The 22,719-nt window shown below is 40.4% G+C and carries 21 protein-coding genes; 18 read left to right on the top strand and 3 right to left on the bottom strand.

What is annotated here, in order from left to right:
* Positions 1-166: 166 nt before the first annotated feature.
* Entirely contained in the window at positions 167-721 is a 555-nt protein-coding gene (locus FTV43_RS06200; protein WP_004973179.1) for a hypothetical protein, read from the top strand.
* A gap of 114 nt (positions 722-835) precedes the next feature.
* Here FTV43_RS06200 and FTV43_RS06205 read toward each other — a convergent pair whose 3' ends face one another.
* Positions 836-1,672: a pyruvate, water dikinase regulatory protein gene (locus FTV43_RS06205; RefSeq protein ID WP_004973178.1), complete on the bottom strand. Its 837-nt coding sequence runs from the start codon at positions 1,670-1,672 to the stop codon at positions 836-838.
* A 155-nt stretch (positions 1,673-1,827) separates the two neighbouring features.
* Here FTV43_RS06205 and ppsA point away from each other — a divergent pair, with 155 nt between their 5' ends.
* The 11 genes from ppsA (at position 1,828) to dnaB (ending at position 13,399) form a co-directional block, all read left to right on the top strand.
* Positions 1,828-4,206, top strand: coding sequence for a phosphoenolpyruvate synthase (ppsA, locus tag FTV43_RS06210; RefSeq protein ID WP_004973175.1), 2,379 nt, complete (start codon positions 1,828-1,830; stop codon positions 4,204-4,206).
* Positions 4,207-4,280: 74 nt separating this feature from the next.
* Positions 4,281-5,078, top strand: coding sequence for an RDD family protein (locus tag FTV43_RS06215; RefSeq protein ID WP_004973172.1), 798 nt, complete (start codon positions 4,281-4,283; stop codon positions 5,076-5,078).
* A 302-nt stretch (positions 5,079-5,380) separates the two neighbouring features.
* Positions 5,381-6,454: a ubiquinol oxidase subunit II gene (gene cyoA, locus FTV43_RS06220; RefSeq protein ID WP_004973169.1), complete on the top strand. Its 1,074-nt coding sequence runs from the start codon at positions 5,381-5,383 to the stop codon at positions 6,452-6,454.
* 3 nt (positions 6,455-6,457) lie between these two features.
* Positions 6,458-8,446: a cytochrome o ubiquinol oxidase subunit I gene (gene cyoB, locus FTV43_RS06225; RefSeq protein WP_179995124.1), complete on the top strand. Its 1,989-nt coding sequence runs from the start codon at positions 6,458-6,460 to the stop codon at positions 8,444-8,446.
* A gap of 3 nt (positions 8,447-8,449) precedes the next feature.
* Positions 8,450-9,067: a cytochrome o ubiquinol oxidase subunit III gene (gene cyoC, locus FTV43_RS06230; protein ID WP_179995125.1), complete on the top strand. Its 618-nt coding sequence runs from the start codon at positions 8,450-8,452 to the stop codon at positions 9,065-9,067.
* On the top strand, positions 9,067-9,393 hold the full coding sequence (locus FTV43_RS06235) for a cytochrome o ubiquinol oxidase subunit IV (RefSeq protein ID WP_004973158.1): 327 nt from the start codon (positions 9,067-9,069) through the stop codon (positions 9,391-9,393). Before cyoC ends, FTV43_RS06235 begins: the two co-directional genes overlap by 1 nt.
* A gap of 10 nt (positions 9,394-9,403) precedes the next feature.
* Positions 9,404-10,282 (top strand): heme o synthase, encoded by an 879-nt coding sequence (gene cyoE, locus FTV43_RS06240; protein ID WP_004973155.1) that lies wholly within the window; start codon positions 9,404-9,406, stop codon positions 10,280-10,282.
* Positions 10,283-10,636: 354 nt separating this feature from the next.
* Complete coding sequence (rpsF, locus tag FTV43_RS06245) at positions 10,637-11,026, top strand: 30S ribosomal protein S6 (protein WP_004973153.1); 390 nt, start codon at positions 10,637-10,639, stop codon at positions 11,024-11,026.
* Positions 11,027-11,037: 11 nt separating this feature from the next.
* Entirely contained in the window at positions 11,038-11,265 is a 228-nt protein-coding gene (rpsR, locus tag FTV43_RS06250) for a 30S ribosomal protein S18 (protein ID WP_004719336.1), read from the top strand.
* A 9-nt stretch (positions 11,266-11,274) separates the two neighbouring features.
* Positions 11,275-11,721: a 50S ribosomal protein L9 gene (gene rplI / locus FTV43_RS06255; RefSeq protein ID WP_004973150.1), complete on the top strand. Its 447-nt coding sequence runs from the start codon at positions 11,275-11,277 to the stop codon at positions 11,719-11,721.
* Between the two features lie 232 nt (positions 11,722-11,953).
* Positions 11,954-13,399 (top strand): replicative DNA helicase, encoded by a 1,446-nt coding sequence (gene dnaB, locus FTV43_RS06260; protein ID WP_004973149.1) that lies wholly within the window; start codon positions 11,954-11,956, stop codon positions 13,397-13,399.
* A gap of 21 nt (positions 13,400-13,420) precedes the next feature.
* Here dnaB and FTV43_RS06265 read toward each other — a convergent pair whose 3' ends face one another.
* Positions 13,421-13,987 (bottom strand): hypothetical protein, encoded by a 567-nt coding sequence (locus tag FTV43_RS06265; protein ID WP_026438364.1) that lies wholly within the window; start codon positions 13,985-13,987, stop codon positions 13,421-13,423.
* Between the two features lie 466 nt (positions 13,988-14,453).
* Between FTV43_RS06265 and alr the strand changes: the two genes are divergently transcribed.
* The 5 genes from alr (at position 14,454) to FTV43_RS06290 (ending at position 20,362) form a co-directional block, all read left to right on the top strand.
* The gene (alr, locus tag FTV43_RS06270) at positions 14,454-15,530 is read left to right on the top strand and encodes an alanine racemase (protein ID WP_179995126.1); all 1,077 of its coding nucleotides are present in this window, start codon (positions 14,454-14,456) and stop codon (positions 15,528-15,530) included.
* A gap of 530 nt (positions 15,531-16,060) precedes the next feature.
* Entirely contained in the window at positions 16,061-16,807 is a 747-nt protein-coding gene (locus FTV43_RS06275; RefSeq protein WP_179995127.1) for a beta-ketoacyl-ACP reductase, read from the top strand.
* Between the two features lie 51 nt (positions 16,808-16,858).
* Positions 16,859-17,203, top strand: coding sequence for a phasin family protein (locus tag FTV43_RS06280; protein ID WP_131260811.1), 345 nt, complete (start codon positions 16,859-16,861; stop codon positions 17,201-17,203).
* Between the two features lie 125 nt (positions 17,204-17,328).
* Positions 17,329-19,101: a class I poly(R)-hydroxyalkanoic acid synthase gene (locus tag FTV43_RS06285; protein WP_179995128.1), complete on the top strand. Its 1,773-nt coding sequence runs from the start codon at positions 17,329-17,331 to the stop codon at positions 19,099-19,101.
* An 82-nt stretch (positions 19,102-19,183) separates the two neighbouring features.
* Entirely contained in the window at positions 19,184-20,362 is a 1,179-nt protein-coding gene (locus FTV43_RS06290; protein WP_004973139.1) for an acetyl-CoA C-acetyltransferase, read from the top strand.
* Between the two features lie 167 nt (positions 20,363-20,529).
* Here FTV43_RS06290 and FTV43_RS06295 read toward each other — a convergent pair whose 3' ends face one another.
* On the bottom strand, positions 20,530-21,129 hold the full coding sequence (locus FTV43_RS06295; protein ID WP_004973138.1) for a hypothetical protein: 600 nt from the start codon (positions 21,127-21,129) through the stop codon (positions 20,530-20,532).
* A 398-nt stretch (positions 21,130-21,527) separates the two neighbouring features.
* On the opposite strand from FTV43_RS06295, the gene FTV43_RS15900 reads away from it, so the two are divergent.
* Complete coding sequence (locus FTV43_RS15900; RefSeq protein ID WP_004973137.1) at positions 21,528-22,526, top strand: YafY family protein; 999 nt, start codon at positions 21,528-21,530, stop codon at positions 22,524-22,526.
* Positions 22,527-22,719: the final 193 nt, after the last annotated feature.

A 22,719-nucleotide genomic window follows, 5' to 3' on the forward strand; every position in this document is an offset into this window, starting at 1 on the left:
TTTTCTTGTTCTCTTTCGCTTAAATCTCAGTAATCTCAGTTGAATTAATTTTCAATCTTTAGGAATGACTGGCTCGCCTGCACAAAAGACTTTACCAAACAGTACTGCCCCAACAAAATAGAGTAAATGTTCTAATTTATAAAATGAATATATCAAGAGATTCAGCATGGTCAGTCCTAAACACGACGTACATAGACACGCTTTTCAAAACTGCTTGGCAGATTTTCAAGAATTCCAAGGCGAATGCATTCCTGCAACTGAAATCAAACAGCATGACTTCACAGGTTTACGCGTTGCAGTTATTGGTGCAAATCAGGACAGCGTGGCACAACTCGATAGAATTTGTCAGCAAGCAACATCTGTTCAAGTCTTTCAAATTGCACCGCATTTTGTCCTGCCAAGTACAGAACGTGGCATCCATCGCCTAATTAGCCATCCTTTGGTGTTTAAAAATCGACGTTTGTTTAATAACCGCGTCAAAAATATTTTGGCTTTACGCTTTTTAGATGCTCAAGTCAAAGACACGTGGCTTAAACGTCAACTCACACCAAACATTGCAGATACACATCAACGCTATTTTAAATCTGATCATTATTATTCAGCTTTACAACGCGAAAATTGCCATTTGATTACTTGGCCAATTGTCAAAGTCTGTGCACATAGCGTGCATAGTATTGATGGACAAGAACATCCAATTGATACCATTATCACTACATTTTAAGTCACACTAAAAGCATTATCATTTAAATAAATAGTAGCTTGATTTTTATTCTATTTAAATCCAATAAAAAAGAGCCAAAATAAAATTTTGGCTCTTTTAATACATATAGTTTCATTAACCAATACGACGTTTTAAACCTGTCATTTGTAAAACACGTGTTGAAATTTCTTCAATCGACATTTCTGAAACATTTAAATATTTAATCCCTTCTGAAATATAAATACCTTCAATCGCACGCAATTCCATTTGGCATTGATTAAAACTTGCATAACGGCTATTGGCTTTACGTTCAGTACGAATTGCCACAAGGCGTTCAGCATCAATCATCAAGCCAAATAACTTATGTTTATGCGGCTTTAATACGGCTGGCAAACGGTTGTCATCGAGGTCTTCTTCAGTCAATGGATAGTTCGCCACACGAATCCCGAACTGTAAAGAAAGGTAGATGGAAGTTGGCGTTTTACCCGAACGCGACACCCCAATCAGAATCAGATCGGCCTTGTCGTAATGGCGTGTACGTGCGCCATCATCGTTATCTAAGGCAAAATGCACCGCATCAATACGTGCCTTGTAAGATTCAGAATCTGTTACGGCATGCGTCTGCCCGACCAAAGTGGTTGGTGGTGTTCCTAACTCTTCAGAAAGCTTACTAATTAAGCCTTCAAATACATCTAAATTAATTGCTTTGGCAGTGTTGATAATGTCACGCACATATTGGTCAACCAAGGTATCAAACACCAAAGGTAATTGACCATCAATTTGTGCTCGGGCATTAATCTCTGCCACCACATTCATAGCCGCTTCTTCAGACGTAATATAAGGATGAATATGAATATCAAAGTCCACATTTGGAAATTGCGCTAAGAGTGAATGTCCAAGGGTTTCAGCCGTAATTGCAGTTCCATCGGAAATAAAAAAAACACTCCGCTTAATTTGTTTACCATCTGACATTAAAATTCTCCTTAAACATTTGTCTTAGTGCTATATAATCTTTATAGTAAACCGATCTTACATGACTGTCGCTTAGTAAAACCAAATTGCTAAGTAGATTTATTATAATTTCATGACAAGATAGTGATTAATACTGCAAAAGTGGAGTAACAACTTTGGAAGCGCGCGTAATTGGTCTGGAAAAATTAGGGAAACACGATGTTGAGCTCGTGGGTGGGAAAAACTCATCTTTGGGCGAAATGATCAGCCACTTATCTAATGCTGGTGTATCGGTACCAGGTGGCTTTGCAACAACAGCTGCTGCTTATCGTGAATTTCTCGAGCAAAGTGGCCTAAACGCTAAAATTCAAGCAGAGCTAAAAACACTCAATGTAGATGACGTGAATGCGCTTGCTGAAACTGGTGCAAAAATTCGTCAATGGATTGTCGACACTCCGCTTACTGCATCACTAGAACAAGAAATCCGAGTTGCTTTTGAAGCACTCTCTAACGGCAACCCAAACATCGCGGTTGCCGTTCGTTCATCTGCAACTGCAGAAGATCTACCAGACGCATCTTTCGCAGGTCAGCAAGAAACATTCCTAAACATCCGTGGCATTGACAACGTATTAATTGCCATTAAAGAAGTTTTTGCATCTTTGTACAACGACCGCGCGATTTCTTACCGTGTACACCAAAACTTTGACCACGATGTCGTTGCTTTGTCTGCAGGCGTACAACGTATGGTACGTTCAGAAACTGGCGCTGCTGGTGTAATGTTTACCCTAGATACAGAATCTGGTTTCCGTGATGCTGTATTCATTACTGCTTCTTATGGTTTGGGTGAAATGGTGGTTCAGGGTGCAGTTAACCCAGATGAATTCTATATTTCTAAGCCTTTATTAAAAGCAGGCAAACACTCAGTTTTACGTCGTAACCTTGGCTCTAAACACCAAAAAATGATTTATGGTGAAGAAGGCGCGGCTGGTAAATCTGTAGTTGTGGTCGATGTTGAAAAACAAGATCGCCAACAGTTCTCTTTAAATGATCACGAACTACAAGAATTAGCGAAACAAGCGTTAATTATTGAAGAACATTATCAAGCGCCTATGGATATTGAATGGGCAAAAGATGGTGATGACGGTCAAATCTACATCGTTCAAGCACGTCCTGAAACTGTAAAAAGCCGTGAAAACGTCGGTACTATGGAACGCTACCTATTGAAACAAAAAGGTACGGTCATTTGTGAAGGTCGTTCAATTGGTCAGCGTATCGGTTCTGGTAGAGTCCGCGTTGTAACGTCTATTAAAGAAATGGACAAAGTTCAGGAAGGTGACGTTCTTGTTTCAGACATGACTGATCCAGACTGGGAACCAGTGATGAAACGTGCTGCTGCAATTGTCACTAACCGCGGTGGTCGTACTTGTCACGCTGCAATTATTGCCCGTGAATTAGGCGTACCTGCAATTGTAGGTTGTGGTAATGCAACTGAAGTTTTGACTGATGGTCAGGAAGTTACAGTTTCTTGCGCCGAAGGCGACACAGGTTTCATTTATGAAGGTGCTTTAGATTTTGAAGTTCAAAAGAACTCAATCGAATCTATGCCTAAACTTCCGTTCAAAATCATGATGAACGTTGGTAACCCAGACCGCGCATTTGACTTTGCTCAAATTCCAAACGAAGGGATTGGTCTTGCACGTTTAGAATTCATCATCAACCGTATGATTGGTGTGCATCCTAAAGCATTGCTTAATATTGACAGCTTACCACGTGAAACACGTGCAGCAGTTATGGCGCGTACTGCGGGCTATTCATCGCCAATCGAATTCTATGTAGAAAAATTGGTTGAAGGTATTTCTACCCTTGCTGCTGCATTCGCTGACAAACCAGTGATTGTGCGTATGTCTGACTTCAAATCAAACGAATACGCAAACTTAATTGGTGGTAAGTTATATGAGCCAGAAGAAGAAAACCCAATGTTGGGCTTCCGTGGTGCAAGTCGTTATGTGTCTGACAATTTCCGTGACTGCTTCGAGCTTGAATGTCGTGCCTTGAAAAAAGTACGTGACGAAATGGGCTTAACCAACGTACAAATTATGATTCCATTTGTACGTACCGTTGCTGAAGCAAAACGTGTGATCGAATTGCTTGCGCTGAATGGTTTAAAACGTGGTGAAAATGGTCTGAAAGTGATCATGATGTGTGAATTACCAACCAACGCATTGTTGGCTGAACAATTCCTTGAGCACTTCGATGGTTTCTCTATCGGCTCAAATGACTTAACTCAGTTAACACTTGGTTTAGACCGTGACTCAGGCATTGTTTCTCACCTGTTCGATGAACGTGACCCTGCAGTGAAAGCATTACTTTCTATGGCAATTCACGCATGCCGTAAAGCAGGTAAATATGTCGGTATCTGTGGTCAAGGCCCTTCAGATCACCCTGACCTTGCACGTTGGTTAATGGAACAAGGTATTGAATCTGTATCTTTAAACCCAGACTCAGTTTTAGACACTTGGTTCTTCCTTTCTGAAGAAAAAGCTCAACAAGCGTAGTAAAACGTGTTAAAAGAAAACCCATGCACCTGCGTGGGTTTTTTTTCAAATTCATTTTTTGAGATTTTATATTTATGCAAATTTACTTGGCACGAAATAATCAACAAGCTGGGCCATACACCTTAGAGCAGCTCAACCAAATGCTCGCCAGCCAACAAGTGTTGCTGACAGATTTGGCTTGGCACCAAGGCATGAGCGAATGGAAAGCTTTAGGTGAACTCACCCAAGGTAAACTTGTATATGAACCACAAGGCTACGTCAGCACACCACCTGCCCCTGAACATTCACCTTTTCAAAATACAGATTACACGGCTACAAACACATCACGACCAAGCTCAGCATCGTCAAACTCCAGAACACAGGCAACAAAAAATGAATTGGCGAGCATTAACCAACGTGCTTTAGCCAAAATTATAGACATGTTGTTATGGTTGCCTGCAGCAGCACTTCCCTCTTTTTTCTTAAATGCGGACCAGTTTGAACAATTGTCTGGTTTACAACAAAAAATGCAGGCAGCGACAACGTCTGATCAAGCCATGCAATTGCAAACTGAACTCTTTCAGCTCATTCCAATGCAAGCTTGGCAAGCGGTGGCAATTTATTTATTGATTATGCTGGGCATACAAGCCTTCCTGCTGGCTAAAACTGGACAAAGTATTGGCAAACGTCTGACTAAAATTAAGATTGTCGATGCTGAAACCGATGAAAAAGTCAGCCTAATGCGTGTGTTTACTATTCGCTCTATCATTTTCATTATTTTGAATATGATGTTTATGCCCTTCATCACAATTTTAGATTATGGCTTTGCATTTGGTGCAAAACGACAGGCTTTGCACGATAAACTCGCCAAAACCAAAGTCGTAAAGCAATAATTTGATTTTATTTATTCAGGGATGATTGATCATCCCTTTTTTCTTATAATATTGATAAATATAAATAAATTAAAATTAACACAAATAATTCTGAGTATAAAAATTGGTTTTCATTCCCTCCACTTAAAGCCGCTTTATGTGTAGCTTAGTTTGTCGATATCAGGCATAATGCCCTACAACGTAGCGGTGTCCGATGATTAAGAAGACTTTTTCATCTTTTTTGATGTCTTTTTAATCATGCGACACTTTAATCGCTATCCCATATTAAATTAGGGAATGGGACTCTTCACCGAGGTTGTAAAATGAGACAAACGATTTTAGCTGTATTGTCTTTATCTACGATGGCTGCACTCTTAACTGGGTGTGGCGGTGATTTAGTACTTCTGAACTCAAAAGGTCCAGTTGCAGCAGGTCAAAGTAACCTGATGATGACTGCGATTTACCTAATGCTATTGGTGGTTATTCCATCTGCAATTATGGCATTGTGGTTCGGTTGGAAATATCGCGCATCGAATAAAGACGCAGACTATCAACCAACATGGTCACACTCTACTGCAATTGAAATTGTAGTATGGGGTATACCTGTTATTATTATTTGTATTTTAGCTTGGTTAACTTGGTGGGGTTCCCACAAGTACGACCCTTACCGTCCGCTAGAATCCGAAAAAGCTCCTTTAACTGTTCAAGTTATTGCTGAACAATTTAAATGGATCTTCATCTACCCAGAACAGAACATTGCTACTGTTAACGAATTACGCTTCCCAGAGCAAACGCCTGTAAGCTTACGTTTAACATCTAACTTCACAATGAACTCGTTCTTTATCCCTGCATTATCTGGTCAGATTTATGCAATGGCGGGTATGCAAACTCACTTGAACGTTTTAGCAGACAACACGGGCGAATTCCGTGGTTTCTCATCTAACTACTCAGGTTATGGTTTCTCGCAAATGCGCTTTAAAGCTCACTCTGTAACTCAAGCTGATTTTGAGCAATGGGTAACAGCTGTTAAAGCAGGTCAAGGTACGACTATCAATCCTCAAGCTGTTCAAAAAACAGTTTTAGATCAAGCTGAATTTGCTTCTTTACGTGACGGTAACCGTTCACAGAAACAAATTGATGCAATGGTTCGTAACGCCAAAACTGAATTAGAGAAAAAACTTGCTGCAACGGCTTTAAAAGAAGGTCCATATAAGACTCAGCCACATCCTGTGACTTATTACTCTTCTGTTGAGCAAGGCTTGTTTGAATCAGTGATCAATAACTATATGAGTAACTACCATGGTGCTGACCATTCAGCTCCTGTAGTGGCTGGTGAAGCGCCTGCTTCTGAAACTCATGTAGCAGTTGAACATGCGACTGCTTCTCAAGGGGAATAAGACATGAGCTTATTAGGTAAGTTAGGTCCAGATGCAATTCCTTACGATCCAATCGTATTGGTAACTGTTGCAGCGATGATCTTAGGTGGTCTTGCAGCGATTGCTGGTATTACCTACTTCAAAAAATGGGGCTACTTGTGGAACGAATGGTTCACATCTGTAGACCATAAAAAAATTGGTATCATGTATATCTTTGTATCTGTAGTCATGTTACTTCGTGGCTTCGCAGATGCGATCATGATGCGTCTTCAACAGTTCCTTGCGAAAGGTGGTGGTGAAGGCTATTTACACCCAGAACACTATGACCAGATTTTCACCGCACACGGTGTGATCATGATCTTCTTCGTGGCAATGGGTCTTGTTGTTGGCTTAATGAACATCTCTGTACCATTACAGATTGGTGCTCGTGACGTAGCCTTCCCGTTATTAAACTCTTTAAGCTTCTGGTTATTCGCTGGTGCTGCAGGTTTAATGATGGTTTCACTTGCATTAGGTGAATTCGCTGCTACAGGTTGGATGGCTTATCCTCCTCTATCTGGTATCGAATATTCTCCAGGTGTTGGTGTTGACTACTATATTTGGGCACTTCAGGTTTCTGGTCTAGGTACGCTTCTTACTGGTGTTAACTTCTTCGTTACCATCATCAAAATGCGTGCGCCTGGCATGAAACTTATGGACATGCCTGTTTTCACTTGGACAGCATTAGTTACTGCGGTACTTATCATTGCAACATTCCCAGTTTTAACTGCGACAATTGCGATGTTAACGCTTGACCGTTACTTCGGTTTCCACTTCTTTACGAACGACATGGGTGGTAGCCCAATGTTGTATGTAAACTTGATTTGGACATGGGGTCACCCTGAAGTATATATCTTAGTATTACCAGCATTTGGTATTTACTCAGAAGTAACTGCGACTTTTGCTCGCAAAACATTGTTCGGTTACAAATCAATGGTGTACGCAACTGTTGCAATTGGTGTGTTATCACTTGTTGTATGGGTTCACCACTTCTTTACCATGGGTGCAGGTGCCAACGTTAACGCGTTCTTCGGTATCATGACCATGATTATTGCGATTCCTACTGGTGTGAAAATCTTCTCTTGGTTATTCACCATGTACAAGGGACGTATTACCTACACCACCCCAATGCTTTGGACACTTGGCTTCCTTGTGACTTTCGGTATCGGTGGTTTAACAGGTGTATTAATGGCAGTTCCACCAGCGGACTTCCTTGTACACAACTCTTTATTCCTCATTGCGCACTTCCATAACGTAATTATTGGTGGTGTGGTATTCGCGATGTTCGCAGGTATCATTTATTACTGGCCAAAAATGTTTGGTTGGAGACTGAATGAGACTTGGGGTAAAGCAGCATTCTGGTTCTGGTTCTTCGGTTTTTACTTTGCATTCATGCCGTTGTATATCCTTGGTTTCATGGGTATGACACGTCGTTTGAATACTTATGACAACCCTGAATGGGATCCATACTTGGCAATTGCATTCTTCGGTTCTGTGTTAATTGCTATTGGTCTATTCTGCTTCGTTATGCAGATCGTGGTTGGTTTCTTACAACGCAACCAACGTTTAGACCTTACAGGCGATCCATGGGATGGTCGTACGCTTGAATGGGCGACTTCTTCTCCAGCACCGTTCTATAACTTTGCTCACCTTCCAAAGATCAATGGTATTGATACTTTCTGGACTGACAAAGAAAATGGTGTTGCATACGCGCGTCCAACGAAGTATGAAGACATCCACATGCCAACCAACCGTGCAGCTGGTTTCATTATTGCAATGTTTATTACAGTAATGGGCTTCGCGTTAATCTGGCATATTTGGTGGTTAGTATTCGTTACCTTTATCGCTGCAATCATCAGCTTCATCGTGAGCTCTTTCACGAAGAAAGTGGACTATTATGTTCCTGCTGCTGAAGTTGAGCGTATTGAAAACGAACGTTATGCGCTCCTTGAAAAACACTTGAAGAAGGACTAAGACATGGCTGAAGTACTTCATCACGACAACCACGGACATGATGATCATCACCACGATGATACAGATATCACCGTCTTTGGTTTCTGGACCTACTTGATGAGTGACCTTGTACTTTTCGGTACACTCTTCATCGCGTTCGCTGTATTAAGTAGCCACGTTCCAGTAGGCACTCCAACAGCTAAAGATTTGTTTGGCGAGTCATTAGGCTTTGTTTTAACAGAAACTTTTGCCCTGTTGATTTCTTCTGTAACTTTCGGTTTTGCTGTTTTAGCTGCTTACAAGAAAGATGTTGCCAAAGTTCTAACTTGGTTAGGCGTGACTTGGGTTTTCGGTGCGATCTTTATTGGTATGGAACTTTATGAGTTCAACCATTTAGTTCACGCTGGACATGGTCCAAGTGCGAGTGCGTTCTTATCTGCGTTCTTTACTTTGGTTGGTACGCACGGTATTCACGTAACTTCAGGTTTAGTTTGGATGATCGTGTTAATGGTTCAAATCAAGAAATATGGTTTGACTATTCCGAACATGCGTCGTTTAGCTTGCCTAAGCTTGTTCTGGCACTTCCTTGACATCGTTTGGATCTGTGTATTCAGCGTAGTTTACTTGATGGGAGTTCTCTAATGAGTCACGATCACAACTCTGCTGGTGCATCACACGGTAACACTAAGCAATATACGATTGGCTTTATCCTTTCTGTTATCCTTACCATTATTCCTTTTGGTATGGTTATGGCAGGTGGTTTTGGCCGTGGTATTTTGATTACTGTTATTTCGATTACAGCAGTTGCTCAGATTCTTATTCAATTAATTTATTTCTTGCATATGAATTCTTCTTCAGAGCAACGTTGGAACGTGATTGCATTCGTGTATACCATTCTGACCATCGCCATCCTTTTGGTTGGTTCTGTATGGATCATGAACTACCTACACTACAACATGATGATCTAAACTGGTTGTCATGCTGAAAAAGTATTTATTCCTGACAAAGCCAGGAATTCTCTTTGGTAATTTTATTACCACTTTGGGTGGCTACTTTGTAGCTGCCCAAGGTTCTGTAGATTTCCTTCTCCTACTGCTTACTCTGCTTGGTACAACGCTTGTTGTCGCCTCAGGATGTGTGGTCAACAATATTATTGACCAAGACATCGACCAAAAAATGCAACGCACACAAAACCGTGCTTTAGTGAAAAAAACTGTTTCTGTTCCTATTGCGCTGATTTATTCAGTGGTATTGGGCATAATTGGTTTTAGCATTTTATGGTTTGGAGTTAACGCATACGCTTTTCTTTTTGCACTGATTGGTTTCGTGGTTTATGTCGGCTTTTACAGTCTATGGACCAAACGCACAACAATTCATCAAACCATTATTGGCAGTATTTCAGGCGCAAGCCCACCTGTCATTGGTTATACCGCTGTTGCAAATCAATTTGACTTAGCTGCACTACTTATCTTTTTAGGTTATGCACTTTGGCAAATGCCCCACTCTTGGGCGATTGCAATTTACCGTTTTGATGATTACAAAAATGCGGGGATTCCAATTTTGCCAGTTGCTCGTTCAATTTTACGAACGAAAATTGAATCACTAATTTATGTGGTGTTATTTACCGTTGCCATGAATGGACTGTTTGTATTTGGTTATGCAAACTGGCTATATCTGGTTATTTTGAATGCACTTTGTATTTATTGGTTCTATATTGGCGTCATTGGCTTCAAAGCAGAAAATGATCAATTATGGGCAAAACGCTTTTTCCTATTTTCGGTTATTTTAATTACTGTTGTGAGTTTATGTTTTAGCTTTACAGCAACCGCACCAAGCACGCAAATTATACTTTTTTAAAAGATAGAGTTTAGCTCTATCTTTTAATGGAGTGCCTACCCTCTCCACACTTCAATATTTAAATAATAACAATTTATCTGTCTTTGAATTATTCGTCCTTAATAATTTTTGCATTAAACACTCTAAAAGTTAGTGACATACAAATACCAAGCATAAAATTTAAATTCCAATCATAGATGCAAAATATTACATTCCCTTTTTACCCAAGCCGATCTTTTCTTAGACCAAGCCTTGAATTTACTTGGTAAAAGCTCTAAAATTCACGCTTCGCAATTTTGCGACACAACTTCGGTTGTGACTCCTTGCTTCTGGCTCAATTTAGTCAGGGGCTGCATAAACCGTAAGGAGCTGACAATGCGTCACTACGAAATCGTACTTTTGGTACACCCAGACCAAAGCGATCAAGTTGTGGGTATGGTAGAACGTTACCTAACTCACATCAAAGAAGCTGAAGGTCAAATTCACCGTTTAGAAGATTGGGGCCGTCGTCAATTGGCTTACCCAATTAACAAAATTCACAAAGCGCACTACATTCTTATGAACGTTGAATGTGGTCAAACTACGCTTGACGAGTTAGAAGAATTGTTCCGTTATAACGACGCGATCCTTCGTAGCTTGATCATCCGTCGTGAAAACGCTATCACTGAAGAGTCATTATTGGCTAAGAGTGCTGAAGAAAAACGTGCGCGTAAAGCTCAACGTGAAGAAGCACAACACGCTAACCAAGACTCTGCTGAAGCTTAAGGAGAACATCAATGGCACGTTTTTACCGTCGTCGCAAGTTCTGCCGCTTTACAGCTGAGAACGTTACGTACATCGACTACAAAGATATCGATACACTAAAACAGTACATCACTGAAAATGGCAAGATTGTTCCTAGCCGTATTACAGGTACTAAAGCTCGTTACCAACGTCAATTAGCGCTTGCTATTAAACAAGCTCGCTACTTAGCGTTGATCCCTTACACTGACAATCATAAGTGAGGTTGAGCTGTGGATATTATCTTATTACAACGCATTAAGAACCTTGGTAAATTAGGCGATAAAGTTTCAGTTAAAGCTGGTTACGGCCGTAACTACTTGATCCCTCAAGGTAAAGCAGTTGCTGCAACTGAAGCAAACACTGCTGCATTTGAAGCTCGTCGTGCTGAACTTGAGAAGCAAGAAGCTGAAATTTTAGCTGCTGCTCAAGCACGTGCTGACCAATTGAACGAAGTTAACATCGTAATCACTGCTAAAGCTGGTGATGAAGGTAAACTTTTCGGTTCTATCGGTACTCGTGACATCGCTGACGCGTTAACGAATGCTGGTCTTGAAGTTGACCGTGCAGAAGTTCGTTTACCAAACGGTGCGCTTCGTCACACTGGTGAATTCAACATCGCAATCCAATTGCACCATGATGTTGTTGCTGAAGTTCTCGTTACTATCGTATCTGAGTAATTTGCTGCAAAAGAAAAGAGCATGCCTAATCGCATGCTCTTTTTTTGTCTTTAGAATATACGATTAGTACAATTTTCCTAAATCGTCCTGCACGCTTTGACTTATCCTTCGCCAAAATCTACTCGCTTTTTTTTCTAGAGGGCGTATCATCGGGAAGTGGAAAGAATATGAGTTTCAAATTCTATCCCCGTGCATTATTCAGCATTTACTGTTTTAAAAATCAGGGATTTATATGTCACAGGCGACTGCTAGCGCAAAGCAACATACTGCAAAGTCTGATCTAAAACCAAATGAGAACAGCCCGCTTAAAGAGTTTCGTACCCCACCGCATAACTTAGCCATCGAACAAGCTGTTTTGGCTGCGTTAATGACTGTGGCCGAATCTTTTGAACAAGTGGGTGATGTGCTACAAGAATCTGATTTTTACGCGACACGCCACAAATATATTTTCCGCGCCATTGATTCTTTGTCTAAAGAAAACTCACCTTATGATGCCGTATTGGTGAATGACTGGCTGATTAAACAAAATTTACTTGAAGCTGCAGGCGGGGAAGAATACTTAATGCAGCTCATGGCAGACTCGCCTTCTAGTTTTTATAACCTAGAAACCTATGCCACGAAAATTAAAGAATTCTCGACCCTCAGAAACATGATTAAAGTCAGTTCTGAAATTTTACAAAATGCCTATGACACCAAAGGTCGTAGCGTAAGTGAAATTTTAGACTTGGCCGAAACCAATATTTTCCAAATTGCCGAACAACATAATAACAATGCCAAAGCACAAGGCCCAAAAGCCATTTCGAGCGTGGTTGCCGATGTATTCGACAAACTTGATGAACTTTCTAAAATGGAAGGTAACATCACAGGCTTAACCACAGGCTTTGTGGAGTTAGATAATAAAACTTCGGGCATGCAAGCAGGTGACTTGATTATTGTCGCTGCGCGTCCATCTATGGGTAAAACCACCTTTGCCATGAACTTGGTCGAAAGTGTTTTGTTTAACAATGATTTGCCTGCCCTTGTCTACTCTATGGAAATGCCTGCAGACTCAATCGCAATGCGTTTAATTTCTGCATACGGCAAAGTGCATCAAGGGAATTTACGTTCAGGTAAACTCAGTGGCGATGAATGGTCAAAAGTCACAGGCACGATTTTACAACTGCAAGAAAAGCATTTGTATATTGATGACTCATCTGCCCTGCCGCCTACGGAAGTACGTGCACGTGCGCGACGCATTGCCAAACAACATGGCGGTAAAATTGGCTGTATCATGGTCGATTATTTGCAGTTAATGAAAGTCCCAGGCATGGGCGATAACCGTGTCGGCGAAATCTCAGAAATTTCACGTAGCTTAAAAGCCTTGGCCAAAGAGATGAACTGCCCTGTGATTGCTTTGTCACAGCTCAACCGCTCATTAGAGAACCGACCTAATAAACGCCCTGTGATGTCTGACTTGCGTGAATCTGGTGCAATTGAGCAGGATGCGGATTTAATCATGTTTATTTACCGCGACGAAGTTTACAATAAAGAATCTAAAGAAGCAGGTACTGCCGAAATTATTATTGGTAAACAGCGTAACGGCCCAATTGGTACGGTACGTCTTGCTTTTGAAGGGCAATATACGCGTTTTAGTAACTTATCTCCTGAGTATTATGCTCAGTATGATGATGAAGAGTAATGCTTGCATTGCTCTTTTTTATTAAAACCATGTTTTAATCTGACTTATTAACTTTGCCCACCATAGTTTCCAACTTGAGAGTAAATTATAATCTTGACTATTTTCTTCCATTTCAAGTGATGGAAATGCTTTATTTAATTGCTTGCATGTCGGATACTTTTGTTGCAGTTGCGCCAAATAATGTGTCTGATCATAGTCTATAAAACCATCTAAAATCCCAACCTCTGATCTATCGACTGTAGAACAATTTGAGGTCTGCTTATTCCAAGCTAAAAATGGGACAATCGGTTTAGATAAAACAAGCTGGTCATTCTTACAGTTTAATGTTGCAAATGAAACTACTTGATATTGCTGGGGTTTAGCACCATCTGGTGCATAAGCTAAACCAATAATTAATTGGTTTTTAGCTGTACTTTTACCTGAAAATCCACTGTACCATTGAGTAGGCTTTTTATATTTAACCTCATCTAGTATTGAGCGAAAAATAAATTGACCTGAACTGAGTTCAAAAATGAAGTCTGAACTCTCCTGTACTGCCAGTGAACCTTGGTAACGGGCAATAAAAACGTCATTGGGTGAATGTGGCATACAAGCCATAACTGACTGACAAAAAAATAAAGTACTCCATCCCAGATAACAAAATATTTTCATTATTTATTCAACATATCCAAGTTTAAAATGCATTGTTTAATCTCTCTTTGAGTTCATTTAAATTACGAACCCACTCTCCACAATCATCTGAATCTTGCCATAACTCGTACAGTTTAGAATTTCCTGAGTGAGAGCATCTAACACCATAATAGCTTTTAGAACGTATAGTTTTATATGAAAAATAAAGTCTGAAACTTTTACAAATTATTTGCAATCAATAACCTAATAGATTTTTCGATCTTAAATTAATTTATGATCAAAAACTTAAATGTTCATGTCTATTTGAGGTTGATAGGTCTACAATAGTGAATATTTTTAAATAGAACTATTTTTAGTATTTATTTATCACTCCACAGTGTATCTAACACAAATTACCAATTGTCATTCCCAAGGAGTATTTAGGGTGCGCCAAGCAACAGTTTATATTGACAGTCAGGCACTGCAATATAATTTAAACCGTGTCAAACAACTTGCCCCAACAGCAAAAATTGTTAGCATGGTCAAGGCCAATGCTTACGGACATGGTGTAAAAGACTGCTTAGCAGCTTTAAAAGACAGCGATGCCTTTGGTGTCGCTTGCGTTGAAGAAGCCTTAGAAATTCGTGAATTGGGATATACGCAGCCCATCACCCTGATTGAAGGTGTTTTTTCTGCCGATGAAATGCAAAGTGTGTTGGCACACAAATTGGAATGTGTAGTGCATCATCAAGCACAGCTCGATTGGCTACTACAACATAAAGCTGATTATATCGCACAAGGCTTAAAAGTCTGGGTCAAACTCAACAGCGGCATGAATCGTTTAGGTTTTAAAGTTCCTGAAATTATTGATGTGATTCACATGCTCAAAGCCGAAGGTTTTACCTGTGTGTTGACCATGCATTTTGCCAATGCCGATGGCGACCATGCTTTGAATGATCAACAAGTCGCGCAATTTTTGCATGTCAAAGACAATTGCAGCCCTATTCTTGCTTCTTGCTGCAACTCTGCTGCAATCTATCGTTATCCCGAATTGCATTTTGATTATGTACGCCCAGGCATTATGCTTTACGGTGCAACGCCTTTTGCCGCACATAATGTGCATACACTCGACTTAAAGCCTGTGATGAATTTAAGCGCAGAAGTGATCGCACTAAATGAAATTGATGCAGGCGAACACGTCGGCTACGGTTCAACCTTTACTGCAGAACAAGCCATGCAAATTGCGATTGTTTCAATTGGCTATGGCGATGGTTATCCACGTACATTTGTTCAGCCAAATTTTGTTGCGATTGGTGCAAAATTAACGCCTGTGCTTGGTCGTGTGTCTATGGATATGATTGCCATTGATGTAACAGGTTTAGACGTTGAATTAGGCACACAAGTTGAACTATGGGGCAAACACCGTTTAGTCGATGATGTTGCCACAGCCAATGGTACGATTGGCTATGAGTTGTTGTGTCGTTTAAGCCCTCGCCCACAGCGCAAGGCAACCAGCATTTAACTTTCTTTTTTCGATCTGTTGCATGTAGCAGTTTTGCTGCATGCAATCGTCTAAGCCATTCTCTTTTTCTTTCTTATATTTTTCTTTTCGCTTTTTATTTTCTTAAATTCACTTTATTTCCATTCATATTGATAAAAATTTGTGGTCATCCACATTTGCATTTAGCGCTTTACAGTCATCCAAATATTTAGCTGAAAATCACACTCAAAATCTCAAGAAAAAACAATATGCTCGCGCACTGTCTTTAAACTGCCACATCGCTTCAAATTCATGGATTAATCACATTTCACTAGTTCTCAGAAGTTTGTGCTGCGCGCTACGATGAATCAATGACTTCACGACTATTTAAGCCATTTATAAAAGCATCCACATGATAAGAAAATAATCTATTACCAATATTTGTGTACTTTTGACTTCAAAGCATCATCAAACTGCAGCCTCTTTGAAATATAAAACGCTTAATTTCTAAACAAGAATAAAGAGGAAAAACTCCTTAATTTTTATAACCTTATTCTGCTTAGGAAAAGAATATGTCTGAACAAAAAGTAGCTTTAGTGACGGGTGCATTAGGTGGTATTGGCAGTGAGATTTGCCATCAACTGGTTACAGCAGGCTATAAAATTATTGCAACGGTTGTACCAAGAGAAGAAGATCGCGAAAAACAATGGCTTGAAAGCAAAGGCTTTACAGAAAGCGATGTGCGCTTTGTTTTAACCAACTTAAATGAGCATGAAGCGGCTACAGCAGCCATTCAAGAAGCGATTGATGCTGAAGGTCGTGTTGATGTGTTGGTCAACAATGCGGGGATTACACGCGATGCAACGTTCAAAAAAATGTCGTATGAACAATGGTCACAAGTAATTGATACGAACCTAAAAACACTTTTTACCGTGACTCAGCCTGTATTTAACAAAATGTTAGAACAAAAGTCTGGTCGCATTGTGAACATTAGTTCGGTGAACGGTTTAAAAGGTCAATTTGGTCAAGCCAACTACTCTGCAACTAAGGCAGGCATCATCGGCTTTAGCAAAGCTTTGGCGCAAGAAGGCGCACGTTCAAATATCTGCGTGAACGTCGTTGCACCAGGTTATACCGCAACCCCGATGGTCACAGCCATGCGCGAAGAACTAATTAAAAGCATTGAAGCACAAATTCCTCTGCAACGTCTTGCCGCCCCTACCGAAATTGCGGCAGCAGTTATGTATTTAGTGAGTGATCATGCTGCATACGTAACAGGCGAAACCTTATCAATCAACGGCGGCTTATACATGCACTAAGCGTGTAACACCTCATTTTAATCTACAAGTTTATTTACTGGAGTGACACCCATGCTATACGGCGACTTATTTTCAAACATGAATGCTCAATACAAAAACGTGTTTGAACCGTACACCAAATTCAACAGTTTAGTTGCAAAAAATTTTGCTGACTTAACCAACTTACAATTAGAAGCAGCACGCAACTATGCCAACATTGGTTTAGCACAAATGTTTGCCAATAGCGAAGTGAAAGACATGCAAAGCATGGTGAACTGCACCACCAAGCAATTAGAAACCATGAACAAACTCAGTCAGCAAATGATTGAAGATGGCAAAAAATTAGCAACACTGACTTCAGAATTCAAAGCTGAATTTGAAAAGTTAGTCAGCGATTCAATGCCAAATAACAAATAAACACTGCTCTGAAAACCATGCGTTATCAGGACGAATGTTACGGGGAAGTGTGAAAATTTCCCCGTTTTAGTTTCAGCCTTGCACTCAATTTGATTGCTAAAAGCCATGTGCCATGGAGCGATGAAATGAAACAGAACTCATTTCAATTCAAAGAAAATATATTACAATTTTTCTCTAGCCACGATGATATCTGGAAAAAACTACAAGAATTTTATTATGGGCAAAGCCCTATTAATGACGCCTTAACACAGCTCAACAAAGAAGATATGTCTATGTTCTTTGAAGCTTTGTCTAAAAATCCAGCACGCTTGATGGAAATGCAATGGAGCTGGTGGCAAGGTCAAATGCAAATCTACCAAAATGTGATGATGCGCAGTGTGGCAAAAGACATCGAACCATTCATTCAACCTGAAAGTGGTGATCGTCGTTTTAACAGCCCATTATGGCAAGAACAACCCAATTTTGACCTGTTATCGCAGTCTTATTTGCTGTTTAGCCAACTGGTACAAAATATGGTGGATGTCGTAGAAGGCATTCCAGACAAAGTGCGTTACCGCATTCACTTTTTTACCCGTCAAATGATTAATGCTTTATCACCAAGCAATTTTCTTTGGACTAACCCTGAAGTGATTCAGCAAACCATTACCGAACAAGGCGAAAACCTTGTCCGTGGTATGCAAATTTTCCATGATGATGTGGTCAATAGCGGAAAATATTTATCTATTCGCATAGTCAATAGTGACTCTTTTAGCTTGGGTAAAGATTTAGCCTATACACCAGGCGCAGTGGTCTTTGAAAATGAAATTTTCCAGTTGTTGCAATATGAAGCAACGACAGAAAATGTATATCAAACCCCGATTCTAATCGTGCCGCCATTTATTAATAAATATTATGTGCTGGATTTACGCGAACAAAACTCATTGGTGAACTGGTTACGTCAGCAAGGTCATACGGTCTTTTTAATGTCTTGGCGTAACCCAAATGCTGAACAAAAAGAACTCACTTTCGCTGATCTGATCACCGCAGGTGCGGTTGAAGCTTTGCGTGTTATTGAAGAAATTACAGGAGAAAAAGAAGCCAACTGTATCGGCTATTGTATTGGTGGTACTTTACTTGCTGCAACGCAGGCTTATTACGTGGCAAAACGCCTGAAAAGTCATGTGAAATCTGCCACGTATATGGCAACCATTATCGACTTTGAAAACCCAGGCAGCTTAGGCGTATTTATTAATGAACCTGTGATTAATGGTTTAGAAACCTTAAATAATCAATTCGGTTATTTTGATGGTCGCCAATTGGCAGTTACGTTCAGTTTGTTACGTGAAAATACCCTGTACTGGAACTACTACATCGAGAACTATTTAAAAGGCAAAGAGCCTTCAGATTTCGATATTTTGTATTGGAACAGCGACGGCACCAATATTCCTGCCAAAATTCATAATTTCTTATTGCGTAATTTGTATTTGAATAATGAATTGATTTCACCAAACGCAGTGAAAGTAAACGGTGTTGGACTCAACCTTTCTCGTGTCAAAACACCAAGCTTCTTTATTGCAACGCAGGAAGATCATATCGCACTTTGGGATACAAGCTTCCGTGGTGCAGATTACTTAGGCGGTGAATCTACACTGGTACTTGGTGAATCTGGACACGTGGCAGGCATTGTGAATCCGCCAAGTCGTAATAAATACGGCTGCTATACCAACTCTGCCAAGTTTGAAAATACCAAGCAATGGCTAGATGGTGCAGAGTATCATCCTGAGTCTTGGTGGCTACGCTGGCAGGCTTGGGTTACACCGTATGCAGGCCAACAATCCCCTGCCCGTGCCTTAGGTAATGCACAATATCCAACAATAGAAGCAGCACCAGGTCGCTATGTTTTGGTAAATTTATTTTAATCAGTCATATAACATCAGTAATGCACATGCTATATATCATGTGCATCCACAGAAACGTGAACATAAGATTTAAGGATATAAAATGAAAGATGTTGTCATTGTTGCTGCAAAACGTACTGCAATTGGTAGTTTTTTAGGTAGCCTCGCTTCTTTATCTGCACCACAATTGGGGCAAACAGCAATTCGTGCGGTATTAGACAGTGCCAAAGTACAGCCTGAACAAGTCGATCAGGTGATTATGGGCAACGTACTCACTACAGGTGTAGGACAAAACCCTGCACGCCAAGCCGCAATTGCTGCAGGTATTCCTGTGCAAGTACCTGCATCAACGCTTAACGTGGTGTGTGGTTCAGGTTTACGTGCCGTACATTTGGCTGCACAAGCGATTCAGTGTGATGAAGCAGAAATTGTGGTTGCTGGTGGTCAAGAATCAATGTCACAAAGCGCACACTATATGCAATTGCGAAACTGTCAAAAAATGGGGAATGCCCAGTTGATCGACAGTATGGTGGCTGATGGTTTAACCGATGCCTATAACCAATATCACATGGGTATTACTGCAGAAAATATTGTAGAAAAACTTGGTTTAAACCGTGAAGAACAAGACCAATTGGCACTGACTTCACAACAACGCGCGGCTGCAGCACAAGCGGCTGGTAAATTTAAAGATGAAATTGCGGCTGTAAGCATTCCACAGCGTAAAGGCGACCCAATTGTATTTGCTGAAGATGAATACATCAAAGCCAATACTACGCTTGAAAGCCTGAATAAATTACGCCCTGCGTTCAAAAAAGATGGCAGCGTAACCGCAGGCAATGCTTCTGGTATTAACGATGGTGCAGCAGCAGTGTTGATGATGAGTGCAGACAAAGCTGCAGCCTTAGGTCTACAACCTTTAGCACGTATTAAAGCCTATGCAATGTCGGGTATTGAGCCTGAAATTATGGGTCTTGGCCCTGTTGAAGCGGTAAAGAAAACCCTGAATAAAGCAGGCTGGAGCTTAGATCAAGTTGATTTGATTGAAGCTAACGAAGCCTTTGCCGCTCAGGCTTTAGGCGTTGCCAAAGAACTAGGCTTAGACTTAGATAAAGTAAACGTGAATGGCGGTGCAATTGCCCTCGGTCACCCGATTGGTGCTTCTGGTTGCCGTATCCTTGTGACGTTACTACACGAAATGCAACGCCGTGATGCAAAAAAAGGCATCGCAACGCTTTGCGTCGGCGGTGGTATGGGTGTTGCACTTGCGGTTGAACGCGACTAAGTAACCGAGCCGAAAGTACTGCACGAGTCAAAGCTATTGAATTTGATAGCTGTTCAAAGCCAGTAATAAGTTAAGACATAATGGGAGCTTCGGCTTCCACTATTTTTTTAACTACACAGAGCTTAAAATAATATTGTTGTCGATTAATTTGACATGACAAGTTCTGCTTAATCCACCGAAAGTAAGTGCTGAATATGATCACTAAAGTGATAAAAATGCATGGTATCGGGTTGCTGTTTCAGCTGTTGCCATGCGTCTACAAACGACGTCCAACCTAAATCTTTTAGGCATTGCACAATCATTTCCAATTGCGACAAAGTCTTTTCAGTCGATTGTTTTAACCGAATTTGTCGGTCTAATTGTTCAATTTTTTGCCCCAATTGGAAAAATAAATATATCTGCTGTGGTTCTGCATCTAATAGTGCTTCGCAGTCTTGTACCACATCACAAATATAACTCGCGTTATCGCACGCATTTTGAATACATTGCTGTAATTCAACATAAGTAGCTTTAGAAAACACCTGTGCCAAGTTTTGAATTTTTGTCCGTGTTTGCTCAAACTGCATCGCAAATGAAGCAGGCTGTTCTTCGTTTAAAATCAATTCATTTAAAGAAGCTGCATCAAATGCAGGCAAACAAAAGGCATGTGCATAAGTCAAAGCAGCATCATTTTGTTTAAATGGAAATTGCTGACATACATATTGAATACGGGTTAAATAACGGGCTAACCAAAAAATTTCTCGCGCATCGCTGCTAGATAAATTCACGGTTGTTTCATCCTCCTAACTCTAAGGTCTGTTGATAATTCATCGCGATAAAGCACCTCAATCGCCTTGCCCAATTAACCTACAGCACTCATCCACTCAGACCGCTTTTATTTACATAAACCTGTATCTACCATACAAAACAATGACGGGTTTTCACTTAAATATAACTGTTAGGTCTTGCTTTTCTAATTGATCCAAGTATGGTTTGAAGTCATGGCTTTTGATTCGTTTCTATTATTTGATTAACTTTGCCTGTCCAAATTTTGTGATATTTACTGCAAAATCTGCAGTGATATGCTGCCCTTTTTCAGTAAAAAACTTGCTAATCATTCCGAGTTTTCTTATTGTGTGGAAGAACAAGTTTTCATCCGTATGAATTGACCTAGTAAATATTGAATATGTCTATACAAGAAAAAGAAACATCGAATAGTTTATATCGCCAATGGCAAATTTTATCGCGCCTTTCTACAGGTAAATGGATGGGCACACGTGAATTACACGATGTCCTGCAACGTGAAGGTATCGACATTAGTTTGCGTACGATTCAACGTGACTTAAATCAAATTTCTCAGCGCTTTCCAATTGAAAGTAATGGTACCGTGCCACAAGGTTGGCGCTGGCGTTCAGATGCACCGATTCAAAGTTTACCGCACATGACCAGCTCTCAAGCGGTAACGTTTATGATGGTCGAGGAACATTTAAAACATCTGCTGCCGCCAAGTTTGATTGAAGAAATGAACCCATGGTTTGATTTGGCACGACGCAGTCTATCGACCCAAAACAATGTCCGCCAATGGATTAATCGTGTGCGAATTGTGCCTGCAACACAACCGTTAATTCCACCAGTCGTAGACCGCAATGCACAACAGGCGATTTATGAAGGCTTACTCCAAGACAAACAACTGGAATGTATTTATCAATCACGCAGCAATTCAGGCGAAGAAAAAACTTATGTGCTGAATCCTTTGGCTTTGGTGCAAAAAGGTGCGGTGATTTATTTAATCTGTACTCGATTTGACAAAACCGACATTCAAACCTTTGCCCTGCATCGTTTTAAAGCAGCCAAAGTTTTAGATTCACGCGCCTTGCATCCTGTTAATTTTGATATTGATGCCTATATTGAATCTGGCGAATTAGGTTTTAGAGTCGATTTCAGTAAAGCTACTGAAAATATTCAGCTCAAACTTACCATGCAAAAAGCTGATGCCATATACTTCGATGAAAGCCAATTAAGCAAAGATCAAACTATGGAAACACTGGAAAATGGTAATGTGTTGGTGACTGCCACTGTGCCGTTTACCTCACAATTGGTTTGGTGGTTGCGTAGTTTTGGTAAAAAGCTAATTCAGATTGAACCTGTAGAAGTTGCCAATGCGGTGCATCAAACTCAGGAATAAAAAAGCCCCAAATATATTGGGGCGATAGCATTATCGTTCTCTTTTAAATCAAATTATTGTGATTGCTGATTGAAGTTAAAATTAAAATTGACTCGGCATCGTTCAGCGTGGGCATGCCAGTTCAGCTGTACTATAACGAATGCTTTTTAAAGTCATATTTTGCTCCTATCTATGTTGATAAGTGTCACTTTAA

It is taken from the genome of Acinetobacter sp. YH16053, assembly GCF_013417035.1.
GTDB lineage: Bacteria > Pseudomonadota > Gammaproteobacteria > Pseudomonadales > Moraxellaceae > Acinetobacter > Acinetobacter towneri.